Source organism: Gemmata palustris, assembly GCF_017939745.1.
Taxonomy (GTDB): Bacteria; Planctomycetota; Planctomycetia; order Gemmatales; family Gemmataceae; genus Gemmata; species Gemmata palustris.
Genome location: NZ_JAGKQQ010000001.1, coordinates 1,324,266 through 1,338,727, shown reverse-complemented (window position 1 = coordinate 1,338,727; position 14,462 = coordinate 1,324,266). Strand labels below are relative to the sequence as shown.

Here is a 14,462-nt window from a genome sequence, read left to right as displayed (position 1 = left end):
GACGTGACGAAAACCGGACGAGGGAGGACGGCGCGTAGGGCGAACCTGGGCGACGCGCCGTCCTCAACCCCGACCCGTGCTCCTGGGCGACTTGGAGCTTGCTCGGTGGTAAGGCTCGTGTGAGCCGTTTGTCTGCTGCTATTACTGTCTAACGCATTGAATCATTGCATTCGGCCTGCCAATCTCGCTAACCATTCTCTAATTTTCTCGCAAACCCATACTCATCAAGTCATTACGGGTTAAAAAATTTTACGGATCGGTGTCCGCTCGACACGAAGAGCTGTCCGGTGCTCCGACACAGTCAGACATTCTCGACAACGCTCGCTCAGGGCACTTGTGCCGATCGCCTCGCGACATTGGTCAGGCGAGTCATTACAATCGCGGCGAGACGCTCCACGTTCCGAGGATCTTGCCATGCCGATTCCGCCGCTCGCGATTGGGGTTTGTAGCTGGTCGCTCCAGGTAACCAACGTTCCGGAGCTGAAGGGCTTTCTCGACAAACTCGGAATTAAGGTGGTGCAAATTGCGTGTGGCGACCCGCACCACGCGAGTTGGGCGGAAGGGGACGCGATGCCCGCGGCCGCGCGCGCGGCCGGGTTCCAGATGTCCGGCGCGATGCTGGGCTTCCCGGGAGAGGACTACACCTCGCCGCAAACGATCGAGAAAACTGGCGGGTTCGGCGACCCGGCCACGCGCCCGGAGCGCCTGGAGCGCTTCAAATGGAGCCTGGCGCGCACGAAGGAACTCGGGCTGACCGACATCATGCTGCACGCGGGGTTCATCCCCGAAGTGGGCGCCCCCGAGCGCAAAGCCTTCCTGGACACGTTGACGCAGGTCGCGGACCTCGCGAAGCAAGCCGGTGTGATTGTCGCGTTCGAGACGGGTCAGGAGTCCGCTACCCTGCTCCGCCGGACGCTCGATGACCTGAAAGCGCCGAACCTGAAGGTGAACTTCGACCCCGCGAACATGCTGCTCTACGACAAGGACGAGCCGCTCAAAGTGCTCGACCTACTCGCGCCCGACATCCGCAGCGTTCACCTCAAAGACGCCAAGCGCCCGACCGTAAAAGGCTCGTGGGGCGAGGAAGTGCCGCTCGGCACGGGCCAAACGGACACGAAGGGGTTCGTGAAAGCGCTCCAGCGGATCGGGTACGCCGGGGCGCTGTGCATCGAGCGCGAAGTGGGTACGCAAGCCGACCGGTACCGCGACATCGAGCACGGCGTCCGGTTCCTGCGCGAGTGCCTCGCCGAGTGACTGCCGTTGTGGGGCTCAAAAACGAGCCGCGACCGCAAGGGAGCGGGAAGCGCAACCTGTCTCGTGAAGCTCCGACTTAGCACCTTGAGAGCCGCAGCCAGAAGGCAAACGAGCCGCGACCGCAAGGGAGCGGGAAGCGCAACGTATCTCGGGAACGCGGTTTAACATTGGGGAAGCCGCGGCTCCGCTCCCTTGTGGTCGCGGCTCGTTCAAACGGCTCCATCTCGTGACCTGGTTCGAGCCGCAGCCCCGCTCCCTTGCGGTCACGGCTCGTTTAGATTGCTACGACGGGACTACGACACCTGAACGAGTTCGGGCGCCGGGCAATCGGTGAACTGTGTGTCCGCAATGAACAGGCAGCCGGCATTCGGGCACTTCGCCCGCATGTCGGCGGGCATGCCCTCGGCCGCGGTCGTGAGGACGAGTTTCACGCCCCCGGGTCGCTTCACGAGTAACGGGCACGTGACACGCGGCGAACCGGGCGTGGTCCACTCTTCGAGTGCCTCACCCGTCGTGAGTGAGAACCGCACCGCCCTCCCCTTCTCTGCAAAGTCCGGATTGAAGAACGCGACAATCACGGTCCCGTCGCCGCAACCACACATCCCATCTGGAAAACCAACTTGATTCGCGAGGTCGAGTGCCACGCCGTCGGGGGTCGCGGTGCGGGCCGCCACATCGAGTCGGTAGCGCACAACCTTCCGCGTCGGGGTGTCGATGTCGAACAGAATCAGCCCGTTCGCGTCACTCGCGAACACCTTCCCGTTGGAACAGACCTGCTTATCCACCAACACAGTTACTTGGTCGTCATCGGCGGTGTAGAGGTACAACTGAGCGAGCTTCGCGTCGGCGTCGAACTGCGTGTCCTTCGTGCCGAAGACGACGGCTTTTCCGCCGGGAACAATTTCGGCGTCGTTGATGATCGTTCGCGGGTTGTCGTCGGGAACGGTCGCGAGCGGTTCGGTCCAGGTCGAGTCCGCGAGGTTACAGATCCGTAGCGCTTTCTCCACTCCGACGAGAACACAATCCGAATCATCCGCGGGAAGAATGAAGCCGGGCCGACCGGGACAGGGTAGCCCCGAATCGCTGCTTCCATCAGTGCCGGGGAAATGAACGTTAATCTCGCCTTCGCGTGCGCTCGCATCCAGTTGGATGTTGACCCACACCAGCGCCGGCTGCCCCCCGATCGTCGCCCAACGCGGGCCTTCGGGCAGGAACCGATCGGGTTCTTCCGTGAAGTCGATGTACACGCTGGCTTCGGTGCTTCTCATGTGGTACTCCCGTTGCGGTGCGGTTGCTACGTTAGGCGGTACTCGCTCCCGCGGCGAGCCGGAGATTCGGCATGTTGAAGGGTAAGTCCGCACTCATTACCGGGAGCAGTCAGGGCATCGGCCTCGGCGTCGCGCAAGCGTTCGCCGCGAGCGGAGCCAATGTCGTTGTTACCTCGGAGAAACCGCTCGCGAAGTGCCCCGAAGTGCAGCGCTTGCTCAGCGACTACGAGCACACCCGGTACGTGCAGGCCGATTTACTCGCGGACGACGAGCCCGAGCGCCTGGTTGCGGAAGCGTGGGCCGCGTTCGGTGGAATCGACGTGCTGGTGAACAACCTGGGCACGTACAAGGAACCGCCGCTTCCGCAGATCACGCGCGACCACTTCGACTTCATTTTCAGGCTGAACGTCTGGATTCCCGTTGCCCTGTCGCGCGAAGTTGTTCGGCGCGCGCAAGCCGCCAAGCGCGGGGGCCGAATCTTGTTCAGCACCTCGCTCAACGCGACCCGCTCCGAACCGCTCCACACGCTCTACGACGCGAGCAAAGGTGCGGTGAACGCCCTCACGCGGCAATTAGCGGTCGAACTCGCGCCTCACGGCTTCACGACGGCCGCCGTTGCGCCGGGGTTGGTGGAAACGCCACTCACCGACTTCGGGTTGCAGTCCTCACCGACCGAGCGCGAGGCCGTGATCGCCCAGATCCCGATCCGGCGCATCGCGACGGTGGAAGACGTCGCGTGGTGGTACGTGTTCCTCGCGTCCGACCGCGCGAGCTACAGCACCGGGAGCGTCTTCACGGTGGATGGCGGACTCGATGCTCAACAAATGGCCCAGCGCCCCGTGACGGAAGCCGAAAAAGGGGACAAGAAAGAATGAGCCGCGGATCACGCAGATAACGCGGATCAAGATCGAAGACTGAACCTACGCCTAACGGCGGCGTATTGCAGGGCCGACCGCGGGATGAAACTATCTGACATTAATATACACCTCTAATGGGAATGAGACATACTCCCTTCAGCTCTTGTTCCGGTAGCCGCTCAGTTATGGCATTTGAAACGATCAGCGCGGGCTCCTCCTTTGCAAGTCGAAATACATGCAGATGCTCAGGAATTTTGTCGACTTGAACCTCAAATTGAGTGATGAGTGGTTCTGATGCTATGCACTGCGGAGTGAGTGCGCTCAAGACTCGGAGTGGGTTGACGAGGTGATAACCGGTCACCCGCTGCCCTGTGAATTCGGAATAAATCGGCGCACCGAGAATTTGCACCTCTTCCTGATTGACCAACGGACTGAGAATACCGAGCAACCGATCTGAAACGATCGTGAGTGAGAGAGGATTGGGCAGTAAGTCCGTGCGGGGATTATCATTCACCATGAACCGTATTGAATTCAACCCTTTCTGATCAAACGCTTTCCCCCGCCAGAAGCCCCGAATGTCAACTCCCCCAGCGTCATATTCAACGACCCATTGAAGATCAGTCCTCGCCGCATCGTCGGATAAAATTGAGTAGGATCGTGTCACGTTTACCCCACCATCAGAATCGAGTAGGCGGCACACTAAGTTGGTGCCCGCCCTGGCATCAATTCAGATCACTTCCAAGTGCGGTACGTGGGTCGCGGTCCCGGCTCTTTGCCAGCGAGTTCCGGGAGTAACCACTTCAACCCGTCGAGATTGTCCGCGAGGCGCTCGGCCGCATCGTCCTGTGTGTGGCCGAGGATGCCAATCGGCCCGCTGTAGCCGCTCGCGCGGATCGTGCGAAGCAATGTCAAATCGAGTTCGCCCGCGCCGAGGGGCAGAATCTTCTTGCCGACCTTATCGCCGCCCTTCGCACTGCCGTTGATGTTCAGCGCGAGCAAGTGCGGCTTCATCAGCTTGAGGAGTTCCGGGAACCGGTCGAAGTGGTCGTGGCCGTGGTGCTGGTTGTACACGATGCCGACGTTCTTGAGCTTGATCGCTTCGATGACCGCGATCTGATTTTCCGGTTCACCGAACCAGCCGCCGTGGTTGTACAGCGCCAGCTTGCACCCGTGCTTCGCGGCTTCCTCCGCGATGGGTTTGAGAGCCTTCGCCGTACTCTCGACTTTGGCCGCCTGATCCTTCCCCGCGGGGTCGCCCATCGTCACCCAGAGTTGCGTCTTGATCTCGTGCTTTTTGAGGACTTCAAGGAGCTTCTGCGCATCGGCGCCGAGGTTCGCGGGGAACCAGACCGCCGTCAGCTCGATCTTCGCCTTCTTCAGCAACCCGACTTCCTCGTCGAACGTCGGGAGGTGTTCCGCGCGCCAGTCGTAGGCGTACTTTTTGAACCCGAGTTTCTGGAGCATCTCCACCCGCTCCGCCGGCGTTCGCTTCTTCGCGTCGAAGGGAACAATGCACCACGCGACGAGGTTGTCTTGCTTGAAGACGTCCGCGGGAGCCGGCTCCGCGGCGCGCGCGGGTTGAGGAAAACACGCGACGAGGGTGGCGAGTAGCAGTGCTCGTGACATGGGAATATGGGTGCTGGGGAGGGAGTGAAGCGTGACACCCTCTAACTACGCGCCGTCGAACCGACGGGCCATCGCGAAAGCGGAATCGCACAGGGCTTCCGCCCTGTGCGATAAACGCCGGCCGCTCCGCGGCGGAATGCACTGTCTGTTCTTCGCCCCGGAGGGGCTGACTTTCGTAGCACAGGGCGGAAGCCCTGTGTGCTCTTTCTACATCGTGATTCGGGACGAAACTATTTGTATCCTTCCGTCCACTAGCGTACAATTTGTCATATAGCACCGACCGTTCGCCAAATGCTCTCTGAGCGCCGGCCATAGCTGCGAGATGAATGTTAGCCGAGTTCACCGAATGTTAGGCGATGTTAGCCGCCGGCAAAGCATCACTGATTGAGGTTGTGGGCCTTAAAGCCTTGAAATATCAACACTTGGAGCATTCGAGTCTTGTACTGCGGACCCCAAAATAGGCCCCAGGCCAGAAATGTTAGCAATTGTTAGCTTGGCCTGGGGATGAAGAAGTGCAAAGTGTTTGTACTGCACGAGATGTGATGATCGACGGGGCACGATGGCCCCGCCGAGTCCGAACCACGAAGCTTTAACCGCTACATCCCATAGAACCGGGAGTTGTATTCTAACCGATCACCAGAACTTGACGCGCCAGTAGTCGTGCGGGGCGGACTGACGACCGAGGTACCAGTGGCCGTCGTCCCATTCGAGGGTCACTTTCCGCCAGCCGAGCGGAACCTTCGGGAACGGGTAGTACGGCCCGATGAACGGGAAGGCGTTGTACGGGTACGCTTGCGGGTACGCGACGCGGCTAACGTTCCCGTAAGGAGCGTAGGTCGGCCACGCATACGGGGGCATGTTCGGGGCTTGCATGTCGGGAGCGGCCTGGCCCTGGAAGCCGAGGGGCACCGGCTCCACGATCGGGCCACCCACCGGGGGGTTCGGGGCCAGCGCGAAGTTCTGCGGGGTACCGGTCGGGCCGAGCGGGGTCGGCGCGATCGGAGCCAAGTTGACCGGCGGGTCTTGGACCTGCACAACGCCCGCGGCGATCGTGCGGATCTTATCGCTCACGACGATGACGCCGGTCACGCCCTTCGCGTCCGCGATGATGCGGGCCTTTTGGGTCGCGTCCTTCGCGGTGCCGGAGAGGGTCACGGTCCCTTCTTGGGCCACGATGGACACATCGGCGCCGGCCGCGTTCCCGCTGGAACGCAGGCGGTACGCCACGTCATCGGCGAGGGTCTGGTTCGGGTTGGTGCTGGAAGCAGCAGCCGAGGCCGGGAGCGGAGCCGGCGGAGTTGCGATCGCGGAACCGGACAAGCCGGCAGCGATAGTCAGAGAGAACAATGCACGCACTTTCACAGCGGACCTCCATGTACGGGAGAAGGTGCGGGGCACTCATCACCGAAAGGATCATTGCCCCGGGTCGTGCTCCGGTCAAATTACCAGCGGGAAAGTTTCCCTCCGCTCGGAGCCCGCGCCCCAGCACGTTGCGTGCAACCATTCGGACGGCTACACCCCGCGGAAGTCGGCGCAATTCCCGGGTTAATGGCCCTAATTCGGTCAGAATCGTTCAAGTCGGCCGCGTTGAAATGTACTGGCGCGAGATCGGACACAAGCAACGGGTGAATTGGGTTCGCGGCACAAGCGTTTCTTGCTCCGGGATCGCAGCGCGAACACGACTCGCGGCTTGACATCCCCTTCATTCTCCGGTCTGATACAACAATACATACAGATCTGAGTCGATTCACGAGGCGCGTCTCATGTCGCACGACGAGCAACTGGTCGGCCGGTTCTACAAGCACCTCGCGCGCTGGTTCATTCTCCGGCAAGCCGTCGCCGCCGTGACCGTGTGGGCCTTCCTCTGGGGCACCGCGATCCTCGTGCTGAAAGTCACGCAGAGCACATCAGTACCCACTCTCGCGTGGGGCGCGATCGGGCTCCCGATTGCTCTCGGCATCGCCGCGTGGGTCGCGCTTCGCAGCTTGCCCGATCGCACTTCGGTCCGGGCACTGCTCGACGGGCGCGGGGAGTGCGGCGGGTTGCTCATGGCCGGCGCCGAGTGCGATCTCGGCGCGTGGGAAGCAAAACCGACCACTGAAATGCCCACTCTTCAGTGGCGCGGCCGGCGCCCTCTCGCGTTTCTCACCGTGGCGATCGTGTACGTTGCGCTCGGCTTCCTCCTGCCCGCGCGCAGCCTCGCCGTCAACGAAACGCCGCTCGACATTAACCGCCCCGCGGATCGGCTCGTGGAGCAAGTCCGCGTGCTGCAGGAAGAGAAGATCCTCGATCCCGAGCGCGCTGAGAACTTGAAGCAGAAGATCGAAGAACTGCGTTCACAATCCACCGGCAAAGATCCGGCCAAAGCACTCGAAGCGCTCGACCACCTCAACGAAGTGGTACGTCAGGCCGCGCGGCAAGCCGCCGAAAACAATGCCCGGCAAGTGAATCAACTGGGCAAGGTCGATGCTGCGGCCGAAGCACTTCAAAAGGCCGCAGCGGGACTCGATCCGCAAGCCGCGGCCGAATTGATGAAGGAGTTGGCCGCGCTCGCACAGAAAGCCGCATCGGAAGGCGACGCCCTGGAAAGTGAACTCGGATCGGAACTGGCCGAAGCACTCAAAGAGGGTAAGTTATCGCCCGAACAACTGGCGAAACTCGCGGCCGCCGCCAAGAGCGGTAAAGGGTCGATCTCGAAGACCGGCAAGAAGCTGCACAACGCCAAACTCATCGACGCGGACCAACTCAAAGCGTGCGAGGGAGGCCAGTGCGACTCGGATGCCTTAGCCAAATACCTCGCAAAAAACGGGAAGAAAAGCCTGAAGGAAGGGCTCAAAGACCAAGAGGGGAACGGCGGGCTCGGTGACGACGGCCCCGGAAATACGGCCCTGAATTTCGGCGACCGAGCGAGCGAAGAGGGGGCGAAATTCAAAGAGGAAGCGTTGCCGCCTTCGGACTTATCCGCACTGAAAGAGAGTCAGCTCTCGGGCGTCAGTAAGATACCGCCCAAACCGGATACCAAAGCGGGTGCGCCGCAATCGGGCGGGCTGACCGGCGCCGCGGCCGGAGGCGGATCAGCGAACGCCGCGCCGGTGTTGCCGCAGCACCGCGGCGCGGTCGGCCGCTACTTCGATCGACCGATGAAGTGACCTCGGTACTTTACACGGCGTTTTCCGAGTTCGGTCGGCCCGGTTCATCCGGTCCAGAATGGAATGAGGCCCGCATGTCCGACCCCGCGAAGCCCGCCGCGCTGCTGGAACCCGATGAACTGAAACCGGCCACCGAACTCGCCGGCCGACTGCTAGAACAACTCGACACGATGCTCTTCGGGCGGCCCGAATTGCACCGGCTCGTCATGATCGGCATTCTGAGCCGCGGGCACGTGCTGCTCGAAGGGGTTCCCGGCGTCGGCAAGACCGCACTCGTCAAAGCCCTCAGCCAGCTTCTCGGGCTCGATTTCAAGCGCGTGCAGTTCACCCCGGACCTGATGCCCGGCGACATCCTCGGTTCGCACATTCTGCAAGAGGTGCCCGGCGCGGGGCGCGAAATGGTGTTCCGCCCCGGACCGATCTTCACACACTTGTTACTGGCCGACGAAATCAACCGTGCCTCGCCGAAGACGCAGTCGGCCCTTCTCGAAGCGATGCAGGAGCGCTGCGTCACGCTGCTCGGCGCGACCCGGCCGCTCCCCGATCCGTTCTTCGTGCTCGCGACTCAAAACCCGATCGAACTCGAGGGCACGTACCCGCTGCCCGAAGCACAACTAGACCGGTTCCTGTTCAAGCTCGTTGTTGCCCCCGCGGACGCGGACACCCTCGATCGAATCATCAGTTCTCGGCGCCGCGGCGAGCCGCCACAACCGACGTGGACGATGAGTGCCGAACAACTGCGCAACGTGTTCGGCATCATGGACCGGATCTTCTTGCCGCGCCCGGTGGCCCGCTTCATCTCGCGGCTCGTCGCGGCGACGCACAGCAGTTCGGCCGAAGCGCCGCCTCTCGTGAAGACGTACATCGCCTTCGGAGCGTCCCCGCGGGCCGCGATCGCCATTGCGGAAGCGGCCCGCGCCGCAGCGCTGCTCGCGGGCCGACCGACGGTCGGGTTCGCTGACGTTCGCGCGGTGGCCCCCGCCGTTCTGAACCACCGGCTCATTCTCAATTACAAGGCCCGCCTCGACGCGGTTGATGCGTTCGCGATCGTTCGCGAACTGTTCGACAAGACGGACGAGGCCGGTTTGAATCTCCCCCGCGATCTGACCGTTGCCGAGGTGAACCGTGCGTGACATCCAGAACGAGCGGGGACGAACGACGGCACTGGTACTCGGCCCGCGGGGGCAATTGGTTCTCGCGCTTCTCGCCATTCTCTTCAGTTCGTCACTCGCACGGGCTGCCAAGTACGGCGACATTGAGGTGACGATCAAGAGCGAGCCGCGCGGGACCGCGGTCCACGGGTACGCCGAGGTCGAGTTCGTCGTCACCAACCGTTCGTCGCAGGCCGCACACGACGTCCGCATTACCTACCCGAAGTCGAGTTACTCTTACGGTGGCGATTACCTCCGGGCCGTTTCTCGAAACGTGAGCGTTGGAGCGGGCGAGAGCGCCCGGGTGGTCATCGCGTACCCCGAGAGGATCGATCTCCGGGGCAACGGTGCCGGTGTCACCATTGACGGGCGCGAAGAGGACTCAGCGCTCCCGGTCGGGACCAGCACCGGCTCGCGCGGGCACTCGTCGTATGGCTCCGCTCGCAGTTGGGGGACTCAGTTACTCGCGCTCTACAGCAAGAGCGTCGATACTCGGTTCTCGGACTGGACCGCGCAAACGCAAGCTCAGCTCCAGTCCGCGGGCAAGTACCTCACTGCCGAGACCGTTCGTGCGGACCAGGCGGTCGATCAGTGGAGCACCAACTGGCTCGGGTACACGCGGTACGACGGTGTCGTGGTCACCGCCGACGACCTGCGGCGCATGCCGGCCGAGGTTCGCAGCGCCATCGGGCAGTACGTGGAGTGCGGCGGGGCACTTTTCGTGCTCGGGCGCGATCCGCAATTGCCCGGCCCGTGGAAGCTCAAACCCGACCCACAGCACCCCGTTTCCGTCGCAGCGCCCGGCTTTGGGCAGTGCATTACCACGGACCAGACCGATATCGCGACGTTCCCGGCCCGTGTACTGACTCCCGTACTCGAATCCTGGTCCAGTACGGCCGCACCGTGGCTGCGCACGCGGACGCCGAGCGACGCGAACCGCACCTTCCCGGTTGTCGAAGACATCGGTGTTCCGGTGAAGGGTTTGCTGGCCCTCATGTTCGTGTTCGCGATCGCTATCGGGCCGGTGAACTTGATAATCCTGATCCGTAAGAAGCGGAAGCTCTGGCTCTTCTGGACCGTGCCGCTCATTTCGTTCGTCACGTGCCTCACCGTGTTCGCTTACATGGCGCTCACCGAAGGGTGGCAGGGTCGCAGCCGGATCGAAGGATTCACTGTGTTGGACGAAAACAGCCGACGGGCTTCGACGCTGGGGTGGACCGGGTTCTACACGCCGCTCCTTCCCAGCGGCGGGTTGCGGTTCAGCGCCGAGACGGAGGTGAGCTACCAGAACGGCGAAGACCCGTACTCGTCCTCGTACAGCCGGCGCGGGTCTTCCAACTCGGCCCTCACCATCGACTGGACGCGGGAACAACACCTCGCCTCCGGTTGGTTGACCCCGCGCGTGCCCGCACACTTCGCGCTCCGCAAGAGCGAACTCCGGCGCGAACGCATGACGATCTCGAAAGGGGCCGATGGAGCGCCCGAAGCCGTGAACGGGCTCGGCGCCGATTTGAGCCAGTTCTGGTACCGGGACGAGGGCGGGAACGTGTTCTTCGCGGAGGGGATTCCCGGGGGCGGGCGCGCCGCTCTGAAACCGTTGCCGGGCGCTCCAGCCACCGCCGGAGCGAAGACATTGCGCAGTATTTATGCGGGCGACTGGTCTACGCTCCCGGACCGGATGAAATCCGATGGTCCGGCACTGCTCGCGCCGCGCACCTACCTCGGTGTGATGGAAGCCGCCCCGTTCGTGGACGACGGCATGCCCGGCGCGTCCGTTCGGAAGACGCGGTCCGTCGTGTATGGAATCTTGAAGGAGGGCGGCGATGGAAGTTGAGATCCAGAACCTGCGCAAGCAGTACGGCCAGACGCGCGCCGTGAACGGCATCTCGTTCAGCTTCTCGTCCGGCCAGATCTTCGGTTTCATCGGTCCCAACGGGGCCGGAAAATCGACCACGATGCGCGTGCTGGCCACGCTGGAGGAACCCACGTCCGGGAACGCCACCATCGACGGCGTCTCCGTGATCGAGGAGCCCGAGAAGGCCCACAAGTACATCGGCTACGTACCCGACAACCTGCCGTCGCACCGCGACGTCACGGTCCACGAGTACCTCGACTTCTTCGCCCGGGCCTACAACATTCGCGGCGAGAAGCGCCGACAGACCGTGGAGGGTGTCGAGGAGTTCACCAACCTGCTCGGCATCCGCGACAAGACCCTCAACGCGCTTTCCAAGGGGATGAAGAACCGGGTGAGTATCGCCCGGGCGCTCGTCCACGACCCGCCCGTGTTGCTCATGGACGAACCGGCGGCCGGTCTCGATCCCCGTGCGCGCATCGAACTGCGCGAACTGCTCAAGGTGCTCGCCTCCCAGGGGAAGGCGATCCTCATCAGCTCGCACATTCTCTCGGAACTGGCGGAGATCTGTACCGGCGCCGTAATCATCGAGCGCGGGACGATCCTCCGCGCCGGCACGCTCCAACAAATTCTGTCGCGTAACAACAAGGGCAAGGCGCACCGTACCGTCGTGATCCGCCCATTGAACCGCACCGAGGAGTTGCTCAAAGCGGTGCTGGAGCTACCGGGAGTCGAGGACGCGCGGCCCGTCGAGGGAGCGGTGGAAGTGGACCACTCCGGAGACGACGAGGGGTGCTGCGACCTCTTGGAGAACGTCATTCGCGCCGGGTTCCGGCTCCTCGAGTTCCGGCCCCGGCGGGCCGATTTGGAGCAGATCTTCCTGGACGTGACGCGGGGGGACGTGCAATGACCGAGTTCCTGACGCGCGTCGGCGACCGCATCAACCCGATCGTGGTGAAGGAGACGCGCCAGGCCGTCAACAGCCGGCTCGTCGCCGGGTTCTTGCTGCTGTTCCTCACCGTCCAACTGGTGGTCATGCTGCTCATGATTACCGGGCGCGAACTGGCGGACTCGGACGACATCAACCTCCGGGCCGGGCGCGACATGTTCACGTTCGTGCAGGGCATCTTGCTCGCCGCGTGCATGATCCTGATCCCGACGATGACGGGCGCGCGGCTCGCCTCGGAGCGCTCCGATGTGAACGTCGATCTTCTGTTCATCTCGTCACTGACCCCTCGGGCGGTGCTCGCGGGGAAGTTGATCGCGGCGGGCGCTCTGGCGCTGCTCATTTTCAGCGCCTGTGCGCCGTTCATGACCTTCGCCTACGTGATGCGCGGGCTCGACGTTCCCACCATTCTCGTCGTGCTCGCCGCGGACTACCTCGTCGTGTTGACGGGAACGACGTTCGCCCTGTTCCTGGCCGCCGTGCCCGCGAACCGCGGGTTGCGCATCCTGCTGGGGCTCGGCGGTTTCATCACCATTTGCTACCTCGGCGCGGGGTTGTTGGCACTGTCGACCGCGTTCCTCCAGGGCGAGACCGCACTCGACACCCTTTCTTGGGAATTTTGGGCCGGTTGTGCGGGGCTCGTGGTAGTGATTTTCGGCACCATCGGCCTCCTGTTCGTGTGGGCCGTGGCCCTGATTAGCCCGCCGGCCGCGAACCGGGCGTTCACCGTGCGGGTCTACACGCTCGCCTTGTGGGTCGTTCAGGCCGTCGGCTTCGGTATTTGGAGCCTCCACATCAGACGGCCCGAACCGATGGCCGTTTGGGGCGTGCTGGGTTGCGTGCTCTTTTCGCTCCAGATGATTATCGCGAGCTGCGAGCGCGACGGATGGGGCGCACGAGTCGCGCGGCGCATCCCGAGCCGGGTCGTCCTCCGCGCGCCGGCGTTCTTCTTCTACAGTGGCGCGGCCGGCGGGCTCGCCTTCGGCGTCATCGGCGCCGGGCTCAGCGCACTCGGTCTCGCCGCGTGGTACCTCGTCGTGCCCTCAACGAGACTGCCCGACTCCGAAACGAAAATCGTGCTGATTGTGGCCCTGATCGCCGCATACACGTACTGCTACAGCCTCTCCGCGATCGTGCTCCGTCGCGCGCTCGCCGGGTCCGGGTTTCGCTGCGGCTACACGTGGATCATCGGTGCCCTTCTCTTCGGGATCGGTTGCACGCTACCGTACATCGTTCGCTTCGCCCTGTTCGAGCGCTCGTCGCGGTACACGGACGATGTGATCGGCCTCTACCTAACGAACCCCGTCGTGATGATCGACGACGCGATTCGGTCCTCGGGCAGTCACGTCGGGCTCACGACCTTCTTTTTGGTCGCGTGGGCCGGTGTCGTAACGCTGGCGAACGTTACGTGGCTCGCGAAACAGGTCATGAACTTCCGGCCGCCCGAAGCGGAGAGCGAGGCGGACGAATGAGCGCGTCCGCGTTCCTGCAAAAAGGGGTAGTAGCGGCCCAGCGGTTCACACTGGCCGCCCCGCGCCACGGCCCCGCGAACCGCACCGGTTCAGCGCTCGGCGCGCGCGCCGGCTCCTCGCTGGAGTTCCGCGACTACCGCGGGTACGAACCCGGCGACGATTTGCGGCACGTGGATTGGGGCGCCTTCGCCCGTAACGACCAACTGAGCGTGAAGCTGTTTCGCGAAGAGGTCGCGCCGCACCTGGACGTGCTCATTGACGGATCGAAGTCAATGGCACTGGCGGGTTCGGCGAAGTTGCAGGGCACGCTGGCCCTCGCCGGGTTCTTCGCGGCGGCAGCGGTGAACGCGGGGTACTCGCATTCGGGGTGGCTCCTCGGCGCCGACGCGGTACCACTCGGCGACCACCGGCACCGCCCCGCCGAATGGGACGCGATTCGGTTCGAGCACCGCACCAGCCCCGTGCAAGCTCTCGCGAGTGTCGCGGCGCGCTGGCGCCCCCGCAGCGCGCGCGTTCTGCTCAGCGACTTGTTGTGGAACGCGGACCCGGGGCAAGCCGTTCGGATGCTGGCCGATCGCGCATCGACCGCGGTCGTGGTTCAGGTGCTCGCCCACGCCGACGCGAACCCGCCGACCGGCGGGTACTTGCGCCTTCTCGACAGCGAGACGGACCAGGTGCGCGAAGTGCGCATTGATGCGACGGCCGCCAACCGCTACCGCGAAAACCTGGCCCGGCTCCAGGGCCACTGGCACGACGCCTGTCGCGCGGCCGGCGCGGTCTTCACCACCGTCGTGGCCGAAGACGTTCTCCGCGACTGGCGCCTGGACCCGCTCGTCGCCGCGGGGGTGCTAGAAGTCGGGTGACGTGTCCCGAAGTGAACCTCGTCC

Annotated in this window: 12 protein-coding genes; 8 read left to right on the top strand and 4 right to left on the bottom strand. The window is 63.5% G+C overall.

The genetic code is table 11. The features are described from left to right. The first annotated feature begins 414 nt into the window (after window positions 1-414). Complete coding sequence (locus J8F10_RS05360) at window positions 415-1,254, top strand: sugar phosphate isomerase/epimerase family protein (protein WP_210652830.1); 840 nt, start codon at window positions 415-417, stop codon at window positions 1,252-1,254. A gap of 293 nt (window positions 1,255-1,547) precedes the next feature. Here the strand turns inward: J8F10_RS05360 and J8F10_RS05355 are convergent, their stop codons facing one another. Beyond that, window positions 1,548-2,522, bottom strand: coding sequence for an SMP-30/gluconolactonase/LRE family protein (locus J8F10_RS05355; protein ID WP_210652829.1), 975 nt, complete (start codon window positions 2,520-2,522; stop codon window positions 1,548-1,550). Window positions 2,523-2,593: 71 nt separating this feature from the next. On the opposite strand from J8F10_RS05355, the gene J8F10_RS05350 reads away from it, so the two are divergent. Further along, a complete protein-coding gene (locus J8F10_RS05350) occupies window positions 2,594-3,397 on the top strand; it encodes an SDR family NAD(P)-dependent oxidoreductase (protein ID WP_210652828.1) in 804 nt (267 codons plus the stop codon). Window positions 3,398-3,497: 100 nt separating this feature from the next. On the opposite strand, the gene J8F10_RS05345 is transcribed toward J8F10_RS05350, so the two are convergent. From J8F10_RS05345 to J8F10_RS05335, 3 genes are all read right to left on the bottom strand, one after another. Then, complete coding sequence (locus J8F10_RS05345; protein WP_210652827.1) at window positions 3,498-4,043, bottom strand: hypothetical protein; 546 nt, start codon at window positions 4,041-4,043, stop codon at window positions 3,498-3,500. 68 nt (window positions 4,044-4,111) lie between these two features. Continuing rightward, the gene (locus J8F10_RS05340; RefSeq protein ID WP_210652826.1) at window positions 4,112-5,005 is read right to left on the bottom strand and encodes a sugar phosphate isomerase/epimerase family protein; all 894 of its coding nucleotides are present in this window, start codon (window positions 5,003-5,005) and stop codon (window positions 4,112-4,114) included. A 633-nt stretch (window positions 5,006-5,638) separates the two neighbouring features. Next, the gene (locus J8F10_RS05335; protein ID WP_210652825.1) at window positions 5,639-6,367 is read right to left on the bottom strand and encodes a BON domain-containing protein; all 729 of its coding nucleotides are present in this window, start codon (window positions 6,365-6,367) and stop codon (window positions 5,639-5,641) included. A 401-nt stretch (window positions 6,368-6,768) separates the two neighbouring features. Between J8F10_RS05335 and J8F10_RS05330 the strand changes: the two genes are divergently transcribed. The 6 genes from J8F10_RS05330 (at window position 6,769) to J8F10_RS05305 (ending at window position 14,438) form a co-directional block, all read left to right on the top strand. Beyond that, on the top strand, window positions 6,769-8,154 hold the full coding sequence (locus tag J8F10_RS05330) for a hypothetical protein (protein WP_210652824.1): 1,386 nt from the start codon (window positions 6,769-6,771) through the stop codon (window positions 8,152-8,154). A gap of 74 nt (window positions 8,155-8,228) precedes the next feature. Continuing rightward, window positions 8,229-9,287, top strand: coding sequence for an AAA family ATPase (locus J8F10_RS05325; RefSeq protein ID WP_210652823.1), 1,059 nt, complete (start codon window positions 8,229-8,231; stop codon window positions 9,285-9,287). Next, window positions 9,280-11,139: a hypothetical protein gene (locus J8F10_RS05320; protein WP_210652822.1), complete on the top strand. Its 1,860-nt coding sequence runs from the start codon at window positions 9,280-9,282 to the stop codon at window positions 11,137-11,139. The genes J8F10_RS05325 and J8F10_RS05320 overlap by 8 nt, the downstream gene beginning before the upstream one ends. Then, a complete protein-coding gene (locus J8F10_RS05315) occupies window positions 11,129-12,067 on the top strand; it encodes an ABC transporter ATP-binding protein (RefSeq protein WP_210652821.1) in 939 nt (312 codons plus the stop codon). Before J8F10_RS05320 ends, J8F10_RS05315 begins: the two co-directional genes overlap by 11 nt. Beyond that, a complete protein-coding gene (locus J8F10_RS05310) occupies window positions 12,064-13,575 on the top strand; it encodes a hypothetical protein (protein WP_210652820.1) in 1,512 nt (503 codons plus the stop codon). Before J8F10_RS05315 ends, J8F10_RS05310 begins: the two co-directional genes overlap by 4 nt. After that, entirely contained in the window at window positions 13,572-14,438 is an 867-nt protein-coding gene (locus tag J8F10_RS05305) for a DUF58 domain-containing protein (protein ID WP_210652819.1), read from the top strand. Before J8F10_RS05310 ends, J8F10_RS05305 begins: the two co-directional genes overlap by 4 nt. Window positions 14,439-14,462: the final 24 nt, after the last annotated feature.